This window comes from Streptomyces sp. NPDC051987, assembly GCF_040680735.1.
Taxonomy (GTDB): domain Bacteria; phylum Actinomycetota; class Actinomycetes; order Streptomycetales; family Streptomycetaceae; genus Streptomyces.
Genome location: NZ_JBFAXI010000079.1, coordinates 1 through 15,207, shown reverse-complemented (window position 1 = coordinate 15,207; position 15,207 = coordinate 1). Strand labels below are relative to the sequence as shown.

Sequence of the window (15,207 nt, the reverse complement as noted above, 5' to 3'; positions counted from 1 at the left end):
AGACCATCACGCCCGGGGGCGGTGAAGTCACCCTCGGGCGGGTGTGGTGTAATTACTCCACGCCGAATGAGACCTGCGTGTCTAGTGCTCGGCTGTCGCGGTGACGCAGGGACTCTCAGGGGTTGTGAATTTTTCCCTCGAAACCGCCCTTGAGTGGTATGTTTCCCGGGGAGTCGTTAAATAATGCCGAGTTTTGTGGATTATTGCACCCTGCGACGCATCCTGCCGTTTCCTCTGAGTGGATCAGGAGAGGGGCTGGTTCTGGCGCACGGCGATCTGGCAGGCGCGGACGAGTATGTGGCGACGATAATTAGTTGTGTGGAGCGTGGGATCTTCAAGCCGGCGCCGATTGACGTTCTCACCTTGCTTGAAGAACTTGTGCATCGGATTGATCGGCTCGGTGGTGACGCGTCGGCTGGTGACCAGGCGGTCGCCCGTTCCCAACATGCGTACGCCGCGCTACTGGACCTCGTGTATCGTCAGTTCCTTGAACATGGCTCGCGCGACCAGCGAAGGAATCAAGCGGAAGCGGAAGGCCTTGCCGAGGGATTCGCTATGGGTACGGAAGACGAATGATGCCTGTCTCTGGGCAGCCCGGCTCACCTGGGTGAAGTCCGGCTCCGCACCTTGCGGACGGCGTCCGTCGGGGCGACGTCCGCGGCCTTCCCAATCGGCCACGACTGGTGTTGCCGGGCCGTCTTACTTGGAGTCGGGATCGTTGCGGATCCAGCGGTACCGAGGGGGAAGACAGGTTTCCGGTGTGACGAAAGATCTCGCGCCGTGACCGATGGGACCGATAACGGGGCGGCGTACGATTTCCTCGAACCAGTCGGCGGCGAATGCGGCCCAGCTCCGTCAGGGAGCCTCTTGCCTCCAGCGCCCCCACGTCGTCGCTGGGCTTGGGCCGGTAGGCGGCGAGGTCACCCAAATCGCTGGGTGCTCAGACCGAGTTCGCGTCCGTCCAGAACCTCGATGTCGGTGACAGTGGTCTGGGACGGATCCAAGCTCAGCCAGATGATGTCCATGCCGTCGCGTTCGAGTTGGATCATCGAGGGACCCGACGAACCGGGAGGCGCGGTCCGCAGGTTGTTGCACGTTGCGGTACAGGTGCACGAGCCGTGGTAGGGCAGATCAGCGATCACCTCGGCCAGCGGTTCACCCTCAGCACGCAGCAGTTCGGCGATCTCGGTAGCCAGTGCGGGGAACGCATCTGCCAAGCGAGGGTGCAGCGTGTCTGTCACCACGGCACCGTACAGCTGTCAGGCTCTGGACCGCATCAGAGGCCAAGTGATCGCCGGCTTCGGGGCCGTCGCCCCCGGTGCCGCCCCCGTCGCGTGTGCCGCCGGCGGCGGGCAGGCTTGTGGGCTACCGCAGACCGCTGACGAACGCCTGCCAGGCAGGCGCGCCGACGGTCAGGACCGGGCCGGACGGGTTCTTGCTGTCGCGGACCGGGACGACGGCGCCGGCCGGGCAGCCGTCGGCGACCTCGACGCATTCGCCGCCGTTGCTTCCGCTGTAACTGGACTTACGCCACTCGACGTTCCTCGGTGCTGTGCGGGGGCGCATAGCGTTCCTCCATCACGCGGGTGATCAGTCTCGCCGAGTCCTCGGGGGAGAGGGCTGCGGCTTGCAGCCGAGCGTAGCCGACCGAGCGTTCCTTGATCACGTCCGGACTGGCGGTCATGTGCCCTTGGTGGTAGCCGTCCACGTAGAACAGGTCGGGATCGTTATCGAACCTCAGCAGAGTGAACGTTCCCATCATGCCTGCATGTTGGCCGACGGAGAACGGGAGGACCTGGACCTGCACCCACGGGTTGTCCTGGAAGTCCAACAGGTGGGCGCATTGGCGGCGCATGACGTCGTGTCCACCGATTTCCAGGAGGAGAGCGGCCTCGCTCAGGACGACCCAGAGAGCGGGAGGATTCTCGCGGCGGAGGATGCGCTGGCGTTCCATCCGGGCTGCCACCATCTCGTCCAACGTACTGCCCTGTTCGATGCTCAGCACCGCCCGCGCGTACTCCTCCGTCTGCAGCAGCCCGTACACCAACTGCGCCTGGTAGGTGGAGATGTACGTCGCCGCCGCCTCCATCGCCGCGTACGGCTGGAACCAGGTGGGGAGTTGGCTGCGCAGGACCAGGCCGACCAGTCGGGAGAAGAGGCCGTCGGTGCCGAGGGCGGCGTCGACGCGTTCGGAGAAGTCGCGGGTGGGGACCTTCTTCGTGGTCTCGATCTGGCCGACCAATGATCCCGTGCAGAAGATGATGTCGCCGAGCTGGCCCTGGGTCAGGCCCTGCGCCTCACGCTGGCGGCGCAGTTCCCAACCGTAGTAGTCGAGCGGGGACGCGGTGGGGTCGAGGTTCTGGATGTTGGCCACGGTGGCACCTCCGGCCTGCAACGCCTCGCAGCGTTGGTCTCGTTGCGTAGTCGAGCGTATCCAGAGAGTTGCATTGTGGTGGTGTGAATCATGCAACTGGTCCCCAATCCACGGAACTGCCGCCGTACTACCGCGCCGAGTTCGCGTTGGGAGCGCATTCGGCCCGGCATCTGCGCCGCGTCCTGCGGCTCCATCTCGCGGGCTCGGGCCTGATCGAACTGACCGACGCGGCCGAACTGGCCCTGACAGAGCTCTTGGCCAATGTCGTCAGGCACGTACCGGGACGCCGCTGCCGCATCTGCTTCCTGCTCCTGCCCGCGGCGGTGCGGGTGGAGGTCTCCGACAGTTGCCCGCAGCTGCCGGTCCCGGGCGACGGAGGTGTGCTCTCCGACGGTGGGCGTGGCCTGCTTCTGGTCGACGCGGTCACCGACCGGTGGGACGTGACGCCGCGCCCCACCGGAGACGGCAAGACGGTGTGGTTCGAGTGCATGGTCAAAGCGCCAGACGCGGGGTGATCCTCTGTATTCGTCCGCCGAAGCCATGCACACTTCGTCACGGTCAGACCGTCGCGATACTGGTCAGCCCCGCTGACGCCCTGGAACTGGAGGAGCTACGGGCCCTGGCCGCCTACCGTGCCCGCCAGGCCGACGGCGAGGACGCGGGTGTCCCGCACGGTGAGGCGTATCGCCGCGTGTTCGGCGAGGGTGAGGCGTGAACTAAGAAGTCATCTGGGAACCGGAAGCCCTCACCCAGGCGGAGCGGCTCGCCAAGGATGATCCCGAGGGGGTGCGGCAAGTGTTCACTGCCGTTGATCGCCTTGCCGGCAACCCGCGCCCCGACGGCGCATTCGGCAGCGCGGACCTGCTGCGCATCCACTCTGGCCGCTACCGGGTGCTGTACGAGATCCATGACCGGCAGGTCCGGGTCAATGTGATCCATCTCGGACGCGTGCGCTGAGCGCAAACGGCGGCCTCACGCGGAAAATGACACGGCTCCCTCAGCCGCGCAGCTCCGCCAGCACCGCGTCCGTGAAGGCCGGCCAGGCCTCGACCGCCCAGGGGCCGAAGGGCCGGTCCGTCAGGGCGACGCACGCGACCCCCGCGTCCGGGTCCACCCACAGGAACGTGCCCGCCTGGCCGAAGTGGCCGAAGGTGCGGGGTGAGGACGAAGAGCCCGTCCAGTGCGGCGACTTGGAGTCGCGGATCTCGAAGCCCAGCCCCCAGTCGTTCGGGTTCTGGTGGCCGTACCCCGGCAGCACGCCCTTCGTCCCGGGGTAGTGCACGGTCAGCGTCGCCTCCGCCACCGTCCGCGGGTCCAGCAGCCGCGGCGCCTGCAGCTCCGCCGCGAAGCGCAGCAGGTCCGACACGGACGACACGCCGTCCTTCGCCGGAGAGCCTTCGAGGGACGTCGACGTCATGCCCAGCGGCTCCAGCACCGCCTGCCGCGCGTACTCCGCGAACGGCATCTCCGTCGCCTTGGCGACATGCTCACCGAGCACCTCGAAACCGGCGTTCGAGTACAGCCGCCGCTCCCCGGGCGGCGCCGTGACCCGGTGCTCGTCGAAGGCCAGCCCCGAGGTGTGCGCGAGCAGATGCCGTACGGTCGCCCCCTCGGGCCCCGCCGGCTCGTCGAGCTCGACCGCCCCCTCCTCGTACGCGACGAGCACCGCGTACGCGGCGACCGGCTTGGTGACGGAGGCCAGGTGGAAGCGGTGCCCGACCGGCCCGTGGGTCCCGAGGACCGTCCCGTCGGTGCGTACGACGCCCGCCGCGGCGGTGGGGACGGGCCAGTTCCCGATGGACGCGAGGCTGTGCAAGGACATGCCCCGACCCTATGCGGCTCAGAGCCGCAGGGTCATCGTGGGGTCCGGCTTGTGGACGAAGCCGAGCGCGGCGTAGAGCGGCTCGGCCTCCGCGGACGCGGTCAGCATGACCTGCGCCGCGCCCCGCTCACGGAACCAGGCCAGCAGCTCCTCCATGCACGCGCGCGCGTAGCCGCGCCGGCGGGCGTCCGGGTCGGTGGCCACGCTGAAGACGTACCCGGAGCGGCCGTGCGGGCTGCCTGCCCTGCCGATCCGGTAGTCGACGGTCCCGGCGACCAGCGCCGCCAGCGCCCCCGGCCGCCGCGGATGGTCGACGACGAACGCGGCGAAGTCCCCGTCCAGCTCGCCCAGTCTCTCCTCCAGCGCCGGCCGCGCCAGGGCCTGCCATTGAGTGGAACTGTCACCGCCGGGCAGCGCGTCGATCATGACCTGGCGCAGGCGCAGCACTTCCGGTGCGTCCTCGGGGGTGGCACGGCGTACGAGGCTCATGCCGGTGCACGCTAGTCAGCGCCCGGCCCCGCGTCTCGGCATTTCTTACCGGTTCCGCTTGCTTCGAGTGCACTCCAAGGTCATAGCGTGGGCCCATGACGGTGATGCAGACCACGACCGCGGCCCCCACCGAGCAGCCGGACATCGCGCCCGCCGACATCTGTTCCGCCCCGCCCCGGCGGCATCCGCGTCCCGAGGGACAGGACCGTTACACGATCAGCGAGGTCGTCGCCTTCACCGGCCTGACCGCCCACACCCTGCGCTGGTACGAGCGGATCGGCCTGATGTCCCACATCGACCGCTCCCACACCGGCCAGCGCCGCTACAGCAACCGCGACCTGGACTGGCTGGACTTCGTGACCAAGCTCCGCCTGACCGGCATGCCGGTGGCCGACATGGTGCGGTACGCGGAGCTGGTCAGGGAGGGCGAGACGACCTACCCCGAGCGCCGCGAACTCCTGGAACAGACGAGAAGGGACGTCGTGGCCCGCATCGCCGAGCTGCACGACACCTTGTCGGTCCTGGACCGCAAGATCAGCTTCTATGAGTCAGGCGGCAACTAGAGCGCCCCTTCAGGGGCGCGAGGAACCGCGCGACCGGCCCCCACCGGCGGAGAGCCGGCATACGGCCTGTCACAACTCGGCCAGCAACTCCGCCTTCTTCGCGGCGAACTCCTCGTCGGTCACCAGCCCCGCCTGGTGCAGCTCTCCCAGATGGCGGATCCGCTCGGCGATGTCCGCGGGGTCCCGGCGCCCCGCCGGTGCCGGTGCCGCCGTGGCACCCCTGGCCCGCAGGGCCGCCACCGCCTCCAGGACCGACGCCGCGAACGGCAGCGACTCGTGCACCGGGCCGTACCCCAGCCCGAACACCACGGTCGTCGGATCCTGGTCGGCCGGGACCGCCGGTGGCGCCCCCGCGTGGTCCCGCCGCAGCAGCCGCAGGTGCCCCTCGAAGAGCTCGGGCGACCGCCACTCCACCCCCGCCAGGTCGGCGACGGCGAAGCTCTGGTCGCCGGCCTTCCACTTCGCCGTGGACGCGCCCGTCCAGGACCAGCGGAAGTGCACGGCCCTGCCGTCGAAGCTCGCCTTCCCGTCGTACGCCTTGAACTGCCGGGGCCCCTCGGGCGCGGCGACCAGAAACCTTTCCGCCGGTCCGGACGCGGTGAGCAGCGGCCGCAGTTCGTCGGCGTAGTACTCGGCGAGGGTGGCCCGTTCGGCCGGGACCACCAGACGGTACGGGTCGCTGCCGTCCTTCAGTTGCCCGGCCGCCGCCTCCAGCAGGGGGTCCGCTCCGGGGCGCGGCTCGGCCTTCAGGACGACCGTGCCCCGCTTCCCGGCCGTGAGCGTCACGCCCTCCAGCGCGGCCAGCGGGACCCGGCGTTCACCCAGGCTCTGGAACAGCTTCGGTGTTCGAATCCCCCGTTCGTAACGGATGAGCACGGAGTCGGACTCGAACTCCCAGGCGGCATGAAATCCGGCCAGTACGTCACCCATGCGGCTCATCGTATGCGGCACGTGCTTCCCCGTCCCATCCCCCCGCATACCGCACTTCCTGCTGTCTCTACGCGCGTCCGGCCGGCGACGTGCCGGACGAACCCGCCCGGCACCCGTCATCGTCGTGGGCGCAGGTGACCGCGCCGTATGCGCCGACCCCGACGTCGGCGAGGTTGCGCAGGCTGTCGGTGCCCGGCTCGAAGTAGCCGGCGTGCCCCTGGGCGTCGCGCGCCGAGAGCACCCGGGCGCCGAACGAGGAGGAGACGGGGTCGGCGCCGTGGCCGAGTCCGCCGAGCTCCAGATAGGGCACGTCCTGGATCCAGTCGGTGGCGTCCCGCATCGCCCACACCCGGGCCGCGGTGCCCAGGTGCGAGGCGTTCTCCACCCGCATTCCGGGGCTCGCGGCCACCGCTATGTCGGCCACCTGGTCCGGCATGGCGTGCGCGGCCACGCCGCAGACCACCGAGCCGTAGCTGTGGCAGAACATCGACACCGGCGTCTCGGCGGGCAGCGCGCGCAGCAGCGCGTTGAGCCGTACGGCGCCCCGCTCGGCGGCCGTCCCGGTGGCCGCGGCCACGCCGAGGCCGTCGGGCGCGGTGTAGTCGGCCCAGGCGATCACCGCCGTGCGGGTCGCGGGGCTCGCCGTGCGCTCCGCCCGGTACAGCGCCCTGGCCATGCCGACCGGCGCGGTGTACTGGCGGTTGGTCCGCTGGAAGGTGAGCAGGTCGGTGTCGACGCCGGGGACGACGACGGAGATCCGCTCGGCCTTCATGAGGTCGCCGAACACCTCGGCGACCCGGCCGCTGCCGTCCGGGTCGAAGGCGAGGATCTGCCGCCCCTTGGCCATCAGCGCCTCGTAGCGGTGCATCCGGCGGCCGGCGTCCTGTTGCCCGGCCGCGCTGAGCCGAGGGTCGTGCATACGTTTCTTCTCGACGGCGCGCTGCTGGTGCAGGGCGATGTCGTTGGCGCGGTAGCGCAGTTGGACCGGGGCGCCGTTCATGTTGCCCACGGCGAGCGGGTAACGGTGTACGAGCCGGTCGCGCTCCGGCGCGGTGAGCGACGCGAAGAACCGGGTGAGCAGCGCGGGCGACGCCTCCGGGTCCGGCAGGCGCAGGCCATGGACGCTGCCGTGCTCCCACCGGTCGAGGGAGGACTGCAGGGCGGTGGTCTCGCGGTGCGTGCGCAGGGCGGTCCAGCCGGTGGTCGCGAGCATCACGAACACAACGGCCAGGGCAAGCAGGGCGCGCCAGACGTTGAGGGGCGGGGAGGCGTCGAAGGAAGTCACTGGGAGGACACACTAGGAGAACGAAGGGGTCTCGCGGTAACGGAGTGACAGTTATCACGTTTCGGCAAACGTGAGCCCTGTCTCAGGCCCGTGTGATGGGGGGTCAGTCCTCGCGCCAGCTCCCGGTGAGCGCCGGTCCCACCTGATCGAGGTAGGACGCGGTGAGTTGCCGGATCGCCGTGACGCTGAAGTCGTCGCCGACCGACCACTGCCGCTCGGTGACCCGGATGACCGCGCCGAACACCGCGACCACGAGCCGGGGCCGGGGATCGGTGTCCGGGTCGACGCCCTCCCGCTCGGCGACGATCCGCGCGATCTCCTCCTCCGTCTCCGACTGACGCCGCAGCCGGGCGGCGAACAGGACCGGCGTCGCCTCGATCATCCTGGACGTGCGCAGGAACAGTTCGACCGGGACGTACCGCTCGATGGCCTGCTCGATGGTGCTCCAGCTGTCGATGACCGAGCGGCGCAGCGCCTCCAGCGGGGGCTCCTCGGGCGGGCGGCGGCGCACCGCCTCGACGTAGTGCTCCTCCGTGAGCCGCGGCACGAAGAAGGCCACGTCCTCCTTGCTCGCGAAGTAGCGGAAGAAGGTGCGCTGGGAGACGTCGACGGACGCGGCGATCTCGTCGACGGTGGTGTGCTCGTAGCCCTGGGCCACGAAGAGCTCGAGCGCGGACCGCAGCAGCGCCTCCCGAGTGCGCTGTTTCTTGCGTTCGCGCAGCGTTTCCATGCCTGACAGTTACTGACTACTGAATTTGTTTGTCAACTGTCAGTGGCTGTCACTAGCCTCCGACGCATGACTAGTCAGACCACGATCGACGCGGCGGGGTCGGGGGACAGGGTGCCGGCGGTCCCGTCGGACCGGCCGCCGGCCTCCGGCCTGCGCGGCCACCCCTGGTTCACCCTGATAACCGTCGCCGTCGGGGTCATGATGGTCGCCCTCGACGGCACCATCGTGGCCATCGCCAACCCGGCCATCCAGAAGGACCTCGGCGCCACCTTCGCGCAGGTCCAGTGGATCACCAACGGCTACTTCCTCGCCCTCGCGGTCTCCCTGATCACCGCGGGCAAGCTCGGCGACCGCTTCGGCCACCGGCAGACGTTCCTGATCGGCGTCGTCGGCTTCGCCTCCGCGTCGGGCGCCATCGGCCTCTCCGACAGCATCGGCCTGGTCGTGACCTTCCGCGTCTTCCAGGGCCTGTTCGGCGCGCTGCTGATGCCGGCCGCGCTCGGCCTGCTGCGGGCCACCTTCCCGGCCGAGAAGCTCAACATGGCGATCGGCATCTGGGGCATGGTCATCGGCGCCTCCACCGCGGGCGGCCCGATCCTCGGCGGTGTGCTGGTGCAGCACGTCAGCTGGCAGTCGGTGTTCTTCATCAACGTGCCGGTCGGCGCGCTCGCCCTCGCCCTCGGCCTGGTGATGCTGCTCGACCACCGCGCGCAGAACGCGCCCCGCTCCTTCGACCTGCTCGGCATCGCCCTGCTCTCCGGCGCCATGTTCTGCCTGGTCTGGGCCCTGATCAAGGCGCCGAGCTGGGGCTGGGGCGACGGCAGGACGTGGGCCTTCATCGCCGCGTCCGTCCTGGGCTTCGCTCTCTTCTCCGTCTGGGAGACGAAGGTCAAGGAGCCGCTGATCCCGCTGGGCCTGTTCCGTTCCGTGCCGCTGTCGGCGGGCGTCGTGCTCATGGTCCTGATGGCCATCGCCTTCATGGGCGGACTGTTCTTCGTGACGTTCTACTTGCAGAACGTGCACGGGATGGACCCGGTCGACGCCGGCCTCCACCTGCTCCCGCTCACCGGCATGATGATCGTCGGCTCCCCGCTGGCCGGCGCCGCGATCACCAAGCTCGGCCCGCGCATCCCGCTGGCCGGCGGCATGGCGGCCACCGCGATCGCCATGTACGGCATGTCCACGCTGAAGGCGGACACCGGCAGCGCGCTGATGTCCCTCTGGTTCGGCCTGCTCGGCCTCGGCCTCGCGCCGGTCATGGTCGGCGCCACCGAGGTCATCGTCGGCAACGCGCCGATGGAGCTCTCCGGAGTGGCCGGCGGCCTCCAGCAGGCCGCGATGCAGATCGGCGGCAGCCTGGGCACGGCCGTCCTCGGCGCCGTGATGGCCTCCAAGGTCGACAGCGACCTGCCGGGCAACTGGGCCGACGCGGGGCTGCCCAGGCTGACCTCCGCTCAGCTGGCGCAGGCAGCCGAGGCGGTGCAGGTCGGTGTCGCGCCGGTCGCCAAGGGGACGCCGGAGGCGATCGCCGCGAAGATCACGGGCGTCGCCCACGACACGTTCATCTCCGGCATGAGCCTCGCCTCGCTCGTCGCGGCGGGCGTGGCGGCGGTCGCGATCCTGGTCGCGCTGCTCACCAAGCGCGGCGAGAACGCGGAGTCGGGCGCGGGCGTCGGCCACGTCTAGCGCAACGCGGCGGACCGATATGTCCGGTTCGCCTGGGGGGAGTTCCCCTATCAGGGTGACGCCGCTAAAGATCCCTCGCCTTCGGCACGCGCGCCAGGTGACAGTGGGACGACCGGGCCGCGGCGCGCTGCTGGAGGGGGGCAGCGCGCGGGCAGGTCTGCGGGAGCGGAACTGGGGTACCCGGTCATCAACCCGAACAGTCCCGAGGGACCGAGGAGTTGATGATGGCGAGCTTCGGGCAACGAACAAGCGGGTACCCCCGTTCACGCGGCCGGACAGGTCCGCGGAGCGGGCTGGACCGCGACACGCTGGGCATCATCGGCACGATCTGCGCGGTCGCCGGCTTCTTCACGCTGGGGATCGTGCTGGGACCGGTGGCCGTGGTGTGCGGCTGGTTCTCCATGGGTCGGGCATGGAACCCGAAGAGCTCCATACCGGCGCTGGTCGCGGTGGTGCTGGGAGCGATCGACACGCTTCTGGCACTGCTGTGGCTGGGCGGCGTGTCGCCCCTTTAGCGGGGCGCTGGGGGCCGTTCGCGGTCCCCTGCGGGCCGGTGGGGGGCCGGTCGCGCCCATGCGGCGGAGCCGCATGTCGAACACAGCCCCGTGCCCTTGACGGGGCGCTGCAGTCGCGCCGGCTTCCTAGGCGCGGGCGACGGGGCCGTCCTGGCTGCGGGCAGTCATGCCTCCCCCAGAGCCCGAAAAGCCTGGGGGGACCCCCAGGCGGCACGGGTGGGCGCTGGGGGTCCCCCCGGCCGAAGGCTGGGGGAGGCACCCCGCCGGCGCCGGTGAGCGGAGACCGCCGTCGGCCGCCCCCACCCCCTCGCGCAGCGCCGCCACCTCCGCCCGCAGCGCCCGCACTTCCTCCGTCAGCATCCCGATCGCCTCGGTCTGCCGGCGCTCCTCCACGTCGTCCTTCTCGAACCGCGCGATGAACCACGTGGCGATGTTCGCCGTCACCACACCCAGCAGGGCGATCCCGGAGAGCATCAGGCCCACCGCGATCATCCGGCCCAGCCCGGTCGTCGGCGCGTGGTCCCCGTACCCGACCGTCGTCATCGTCGTGAACGACCACCACAGCGCGTCACCCAGCGTCCGGATGTTCCCGTTCGGCGAGTCGCGTTCGACGGAGAGCACGGCCAGCGAGCCGAACATCAGCAGTCCCACCACCGCGCCCACGACATACGTCGTCAGCCGGATCTGCGAGGCCATCCGCGCCCGCCGCCCCACCAGTATCAGCGTCGCGACGAGCCGCAGCAGCCGCAGCGGCTGGAGCAGCGGCAGCACCACCGCGCACAGGTCTGTCCAGTGCGTCCGCACGAACTCCCGGCGCTGAGGCGTGAGAGCCAGCCGTATGAGGTAGTCCACGGCGAAGCAGCCCCAGACCACCCACTCCGCCATCGTGCAGGCGGCGGTGAGGACGTGCCCCGCGGAACTGTCCACGATCGGCAGCGCGTAGGCGATGGCGAAGACCACCGCGAGCGCCAGCAACGGCCGTTGTGTGACCTGTTCCCAACGGGCCTGCGCGGACTCTTCCTTCATGTGCGTATCGTAAAGAAACGGCAAGGGCGGCGGGGACCACGGCCCCGCCGCCCTCGGCCTGTCCGCCCGTCAGGGCTACGCGTCGCCGCCCGCCGCGCCCGGGTGCGCCGCCGTGACGTCCAGCAGCTGGTAGCGGTCGATGGCCTGCTTGAGCACCGAGCGGTCGAGCTTGCCCTCGCGGGCCAGCTCGGTCAGCACCGCGACCACGATCGTCTGCGCGTCGATGTGGAAGAACCGGCGCGCGGCGCCGCGCGTGTCGGCGAAGCCGAACCCGTCGGCGCCCAGCGACTGGTACGTGCCCGGCACCCAGCGCGCGATCTGGTCCGGAACCGACCGCATCCAGTCGGACACGGCCACGAACGGACCCTCGGCGCCGCTCAGCTTGCGCGTCACCCACGGCACCCGCTGCTCCTCCTCCGGGTGCAGGAGGTTGTGCTCCTCGCAGGCCACGGCCTCGCGCCGCAGCTCGTTCCAGGAGGTGGCGGACCAGACGTCGGCCTTCACGTTCCAGTCCTCGGCGAGCAGCTTCTGCGCCTCCATGGCCCAGGGGACCGCCACGCCCGACGCCATGATCTGCGCCGCGACCGTGCCCGCCGTGCCCGCGCTGATCCGGTGGACGCCCCTGAGGATGCCCTCGACGTCCACGTCGGCCGGCTCGGCCGGGTGCTGGATCGGCTCGTTGTAGACGGTCAGGTAGTAGAAGACGTCCTCGCCGTGCGGATGCTCCGCGTCGCCGCCGTACATGCGCCGCAGGCCGTCCTGGACGATGTGCGCGATCTCGTACGCGTACGCGGGGTCGTAGGCCACGCACGCCGGGTTCGTCGAGGCGAGCAGCTGGGAGTGGCCGTCGGCGTGCTGGAGGCCCTCACCGGTCAGGGTGGTACGGCCGGCGGTCGCGCCCAGGACGAAACCGCGCGCCAGCTGGTCGGCCATCTGCCAGAACTGGTCGCCGGTGCGCTGGAAACCGAACATCGAGTAGAAGACGTAGACCGGGATGAGCGGCTCGCCGTGGGTCGCGTAGGCCGAGCCGGCCGCGATGAGGGAGGCCGTGCAGCCGGCCTCGGAGATGCCGTCGTGCAGCATCTGGCCGGTCGGGGACTCCTTGTAGGCGAGCAGCAGGTCGCGGTCGACCGCCTCGTACTGCTGGCCGAGCGGGTTGTAGATCTTCGCACTCGGGAAGAAGGAGTCCATACCGAAGGTGCGGTACTCGTCCGGCGCGATCAGGACGAAGCGGCGGCCGAGCTCCTTGTCCCGCATGAGGTCCTTGAGCAGTCGTACGAACGCCATCGTGGTGGCGATGGACTGCTGGCCGGTGCCCTTCTTCACGGACGCGTACGTCTTGTCGTCCGGGAGCGCGAGCGGCTTGGCGCGGACGACGCGGGTCGGCACGTAGCCGCCGAGGCCCTTGCGCCGGTCGTGCATGTACTGGATCTCCTCCGAGTTCCGGCCCGGGTGGTAGTACGGCGGCGGCCCGGACTCCAGCTCCTTGTCGGAGATCGGCAGGTGCAGGCGGTCCCGGAAGCCCTTGAGGTCGGCGACCGTCAGCTTCTTCATCTGGTGCGTGGCGTTGCGGCCCTCGAAGTTCGGGCCCAGCGTCCAGCCCTTGATCGTCTTGGCCAGGATGACCGTCGGCTGGCCCCGGTGCTCGGTGGCCGCCTTGAACGCCGCGTAGATCTTGCGGTGGTCGTGGCCGCCGCGGCCCAGGTGCAGGATCTGGTCGTCGGTCATGTTCTCGACCATGGCGCGCAGCCGGTGGTCGTCGCCGAAGAAGTGCTCGCGGATGTACGCGCCCGACTCGGTGGCGTAGGTCTGGAACTGGCCGTCGGGGGTCGTGTTCATCTTGTTGACGAGCACGCCGTCCCGGTCCTGGGCGAGCAGCGGGTCCCAGGTGCGGTCCCAGACCAGCTTGATCACGTTCCAGCCGGCGCCCCGGAAGACCGACTCCAGCTCCTGGATGATCTTGCCGTTGCCGCGCACCGGGCCGTCGAGCCGCTGGAGGTTGCAGTTGACGACGAAGGTCAGGTTGTCCAGCCCCTCGCGGGCGGCGATGGACAGCTGGCCGAGCGACTCCGGCTCGTCCATCTCGCCGTCGCCGAGGAACGCCCACACGTGCGACGTGGAGGTGTCGGCGATCCCGCGCGCGTGCATGTAGCGGTTCATCCGCGCCTGGTAGATCGCGCCGATCGGACCGAGGCCCATCGACACCGTGGGGAACTCCCAGAAGTCCGGCATCGACCGCGGGTGCGGGTAGCTGGAGAGGCCGTCCGGGTACTTCGACTTCTCCTGGCGGAAGCCGTCCAGCTGGGCCTCGCTGAGCCGGTCGAGCAGGAACGCGCGGGCGTAGATGCCGGGGGAGGCGTGGCCCTGGAAGAAGACCTGGTCGCCGCCGAGGCCGTCGTCCTTGCCGCGGAAGAAGTGGTTGAAGCCGACGTCGTAGAGCGAGGCCGAGGAGGCGAAGGTGGCGATGTGGCCGCCGACACCGATGCCCGGACGCTGGGCGCGGGAGACCATCACCGCGGCGTTCCAGCGGGTCGCGTTGAGGACCTTGCGCTCGATCTCCTCGTTGCCCGGGAAGAACGGCTCGGCCCGGGTCGGGATCGTGTTGACGTAGTCCGTGCTGCGCATCTCGGGCACCGCCACGCGCCGCTCGCGGGCGCGCTCGATCAGGCGGAGCATCAGATAGCGGGCCCGTTCGCGGCCGCGCTCGTCCACGGCGGCGTCGAGCGAGTCGAGCCACTCCTGGGTTTCCTCGGGATCGAAGTCAGGAACCTGACTCGGAAGGCCGCCAATGATGATCGGGTTGCGATCGGATCCGGAAGCCACGCTGTTCCTTACCTGTCAGAGGGGCACTGATTCCCTGGTTTTCCCTGTTTTCTCTGTTCCCTGCGTTCGGCCTGCACCGCTGTCCATGGTCCACCCCGGGGCAGCGCACGTCATCTCTACCGCGAGGTAACTCGGGACCGGCCAAAACGCAACGATACGCCCGGGGTGTGACGCGCTTGGCAAACTCGTTCGACCGCCGTGTGTGAGGATGATTCCGAAGGCGACATAACGGGCAAAAGGGAGTGGTGTGTGCCACACCTGTCCGCGATACGGTGCCGGGAGTTGCGGCGACACGGCCGGGATCGTCACCGTTTCGGCGGTCTGCACGGCCGGGTACTTGCGCGATCCGTCCCGCCCGTGTGGACTACGGCCAATGCTTCGCGCACGCGCGTGGCTGAGTTCATCACCAAGACATGATCAGGAGGCAACCCGTGAGCGCGACCGCGGACCACGCGGAGGAGCGGACCACCCCTGCCGTCAGGCTGGGGTTCCAGCCAGACCAGGTGGTCCAGGAGATCGGCTACGACGACGACGTCGACCAGGAGCTCCGCGAGTCCATCGAAGACACCATCGGCAGCGAGCTGGTGGACGAGGACTACGACGACGTTGCCGACGCCGTGGTGCTGTGGTTCCGGGAGGATGACGGCGACCTGACGGACGCGCTGGTCGACGCCCTCGGCTTCCTCGAAGAGGGTGGCTCGATCCTGCTGCTGACGCCGAAGACCGGCCGCGACGGCTACGTCGAGCCGAGCGACATCGGCGAGGCGGTCACGACCGCCGGCCTCTCGCAGACCAAGAGCGTCAGCGTGGGCAAGGACTGGAACGGCAGCCGGCTGAACACGCCGAAGGCCGCCGCCAAGAAGCGCTGAGCCACCGCCGGGGGGCGGGCCCCGGGGCGGGCCCCCGCCGGGCCGGATAGGCGGGGGGGGGGCGGGGGGCAAGGGGGGGGGCGCCCCAACACACC

Annotated in this window: 17 protein-coding genes; 7 read left to right on the top strand and 10 right to left on the bottom strand. The window is 69.9% G+C overall.

The features are described from left to right. The first annotated feature begins 183 nt into the window (after nt 1–183). A complete protein-coding gene (locus AB0M11_RS31280) occupies nt 184–576 on the top strand; it encodes a hypothetical protein (protein ID WP_365711423.1) in 393 nt (130 codons plus the stop codon). 344 nt (nt 577–920) lie between these two features. On the opposite strand, the gene AB0M11_RS31275 is transcribed toward AB0M11_RS31280, so the two are convergent. From AB0M11_RS31275 to AB0M11_RS31265, 3 genes are all read right to left on the bottom strand, one after another. Beyond that, nucleotides 921–1,241, bottom strand: a complete 321-nt coding sequence (locus AB0M11_RS31275) for a hypothetical protein (protein ID WP_365711421.1) — start codon at nt 1,239–1,241, stop codon at nt 921–923. Between the two features lie 124 nt (nt 1,242–1,365). After that, entirely contained in the window at nt 1,366–1,566 is a 201-nt protein-coding gene (locus AB0M11_RS31270) for a DUF397 domain-containing protein (RefSeq protein WP_365711419.1), read from the bottom strand. Beyond that, nucleotides 1,526–2,374 carry a helix-turn-helix transcriptional regulator gene (locus AB0M11_RS31265; RefSeq protein WP_365711417.1) on the bottom strand — a complete coding sequence of 283 codons (849 nt, stop codon included), beginning with the start codon at nt 2,372–2,374 and terminating at the stop codon, nt 1,526–1,528. The genes AB0M11_RS31270 and AB0M11_RS31265 overlap by 41 nt, the downstream gene beginning before the upstream one ends. Before the next feature lie 83 nt (nt 2,375–2,457). Here AB0M11_RS31265 and AB0M11_RS31260 point away from each other — a divergent pair, with 83 nt between their 5' ends. Together AB0M11_RS31260 and AB0M11_RS31255 are read left to right on the top strand one after the other, a co-directional pair. Continuing rightward, nucleotides 2,458–2,889 (top strand): ATP-binding protein, encoded by a 432-nt coding sequence (locus AB0M11_RS31260; RefSeq protein WP_365711415.1) that lies wholly within the window; start codon nt 2,458–2,460, stop codon nt 2,887–2,889. Nucleotides 2,890–3,100: 211 nt separating this feature from the next. Further along, on the top strand, nt 3,101–3,331 hold the full coding sequence (locus tag AB0M11_RS31255) for a type II toxin-antitoxin system RelE/ParE family toxin (protein WP_365711452.1): 231 nt from the start codon (nt 3,101–3,103) through the stop codon (nt 3,329–3,331). 40 nt (nt 3,332–3,371) lie between these two features. Here the strand turns inward: AB0M11_RS31255 and AB0M11_RS31250 are convergent, their stop codons facing one another. Both AB0M11_RS31250 and AB0M11_RS31245 read right to left on the bottom strand, forming a co-directional pair. Continuing rightward, a complete protein-coding gene (locus AB0M11_RS31250; protein WP_365711413.1) occupies nt 3,372–4,196 on the bottom strand; it encodes a serine hydrolase domain-containing protein in 825 nt (274 codons plus the stop codon). Between the two features lie 18 nt (nt 4,197–4,214). Next, on the bottom strand, nt 4,215–4,685 hold the full coding sequence (locus AB0M11_RS31245; protein WP_365711411.1) for an N-acetyltransferase: 471 nt from the start codon (nt 4,683–4,685) through the stop codon (nt 4,215–4,217). A 95-nt stretch (nt 4,686–4,780) separates the two neighbouring features. Between AB0M11_RS31245 and AB0M11_RS31240 the strand changes: the two genes are divergently transcribed. Beyond that, the gene (locus AB0M11_RS31240) at nt 4,781–5,248 is read left to right on the top strand and encodes a MerR family transcriptional regulator (protein WP_365711409.1); all 468 of its coding nucleotides are present in this window, start codon (nt 4,781–4,783) and stop codon (nt 5,246–5,248) included. Nucleotides 5,249–5,317: 69 nt separating this feature from the next. Here AB0M11_RS31240 and AB0M11_RS31235 read toward each other — a convergent pair whose 3' ends face one another. The 3 genes from AB0M11_RS31235 to AB0M11_RS31225 all read right to left on the bottom strand — a co-directional run bounded on the left by AB0M11_RS31235 (nt 5,318) and on the right by AB0M11_RS31225 (nt 8,193). Further along, nucleotides 5,318–6,178, bottom strand: coding sequence for a DUF4429 domain-containing protein (locus AB0M11_RS31235; protein ID WP_365711407.1), 861 nt, complete (start codon nt 6,176–6,178; stop codon nt 5,318–5,320). A gap of 67 nt (nt 6,179–6,245) precedes the next feature. After that, nucleotides 6,246–7,463, bottom strand: coding sequence for an alpha/beta hydrolase (locus tag AB0M11_RS31230; protein ID WP_365711405.1), 1,218 nt, complete (start codon nt 7,461–7,463; stop codon nt 6,246–6,248). 103 nt (nt 7,464–7,566) lie between these two features. Next, nucleotides 7,567–8,193: a TetR family transcriptional regulator gene (locus tag AB0M11_RS31225; RefSeq protein ID WP_365711403.1), complete on the bottom strand. Its 627-nt coding sequence runs from the start codon at nt 8,191–8,193 to the stop codon at nt 7,567–7,569. Between the two features lie 66 nt (nt 8,194–8,259). On the opposite strand from AB0M11_RS31225, the gene AB0M11_RS31220 reads away from it, so the two are divergent. Further along, nucleotides 8,260–9,879 (top strand): MFS transporter, encoded by a 1,620-nt coding sequence (locus AB0M11_RS31220; protein WP_365711401.1) that lies wholly within the window; start codon nt 8,260–8,262, stop codon nt 9,877–9,879. 224 nt (nt 9,880–10,103) lie between these two features. Continuing rightward, the gene (locus AB0M11_RS31215) at nt 10,104–10,394 is read left to right on the top strand and encodes a small hydrophobic protein (RefSeq protein WP_365711450.1); all 291 of its coding nucleotides are present in this window, start codon (nt 10,104–10,106) and stop codon (nt 10,392–10,394) included. Between the two features lie 126 nt (nt 10,395–10,520). Here the strand turns inward: AB0M11_RS31215 and AB0M11_RS31210 are convergent, their stop codons facing one another. Further along, nucleotides 10,521–11,420 (bottom strand): potassium channel family protein, encoded by a 900-nt coding sequence (locus tag AB0M11_RS31210; RefSeq protein WP_365711399.1) that lies wholly within the window; start codon nt 11,418–11,420, stop codon nt 10,521–10,523. A 75-nt stretch (nt 11,421–11,495) separates the two neighbouring features. Further along, nucleotides 11,496–14,243, bottom strand: a complete 2,748-nt coding sequence (gene aceE, locus AB0M11_RS31205) for a pyruvate dehydrogenase (acetyl-transferring), homodimeric type (protein WP_365711397.1) — start codon at nt 14,241–14,243, stop codon at nt 11,496–11,498. Nucleotides 14,244–14,674: 431 nt separating this feature from the next. Between aceE and AB0M11_RS31200 the strand changes: the two genes are divergently transcribed. Further along, entirely contained in the window at nt 14,675–15,112 is a 438-nt protein-coding gene (locus tag AB0M11_RS31200) for a DUF3052 domain-containing protein (RefSeq protein ID WP_365711395.1), read from the top strand. Nucleotides 15,113–15,207 lie beyond the last annotated feature (95 nt).

Bases quoted from the DNA above. Each gene is read 5' to 3' on its own strand.
- AB0M11_RS31270 (WP_365711419.1), bottom strand. From the start codon at position 1,566: ATGCGCCCCCGCACAGCACCGAGGAACGTCGAGTGGCGTAAGTCCAGT.
- AB0M11_RS31210 (WP_365711399.1), bottom strand. From the start codon at position 11,420: ATGAAGGAAGAGTCCGCGCAGGCCCGTTGGGAACAGGTCACACAACGG.
- AB0M11_RS31280 (WP_365711423.1), top strand. From the start codon at position 184: ATGCCGAGTTTTGTGGATTATTGCACCCTGCGACGCATCCTGCCGTTT.
- AB0M11_RS31220 (WP_365711401.1), top strand. From the start codon at position 8,260: ATGACTAGTCAGACCACGATCGACGCGGCGGGGTCGGGGGACAGGGTG.
- AB0M11_RS31215 (WP_365711450.1), top strand. From the start codon at position 10,104: ATGGCGAGCTTCGGGCAACGAACAAGCGGGTACCCCCGTTCACGCGGC.
- AB0M11_RS31245 (WP_365711411.1), bottom strand. From the start codon at position 4,685: ATGAGCCTCGTACGCCGTGCCACCCCCGAGGACGCACCGGAAGTGCTG.
- AB0M11_RS31225 (WP_365711403.1), bottom strand. From the start codon at position 8,193: ATGGAAACGCTGCGCGAACGCAAGAAACAGCGCACTCGGGAGGCGCTG.
- AB0M11_RS31250 (WP_365711413.1), bottom strand. From the start codon at position 4,196: ATGTCCTTGCACAGCCTCGCGTCCATCGGGAACTGGCCCGTCCCCACC.
- AB0M11_RS31240 (WP_365711409.1), top strand. From the start codon at position 4,781: ATGACGGTGATGCAGACCACGACCGCGGCCCCCACCGAGCAGCCGGAC.
- AB0M11_RS31235 (WP_365711407.1), bottom strand. From the start codon at position 6,178: ATGGGTGACGTACTGGCCGGATTTCATGCCGCCTGGGAGTTCGAGTCC.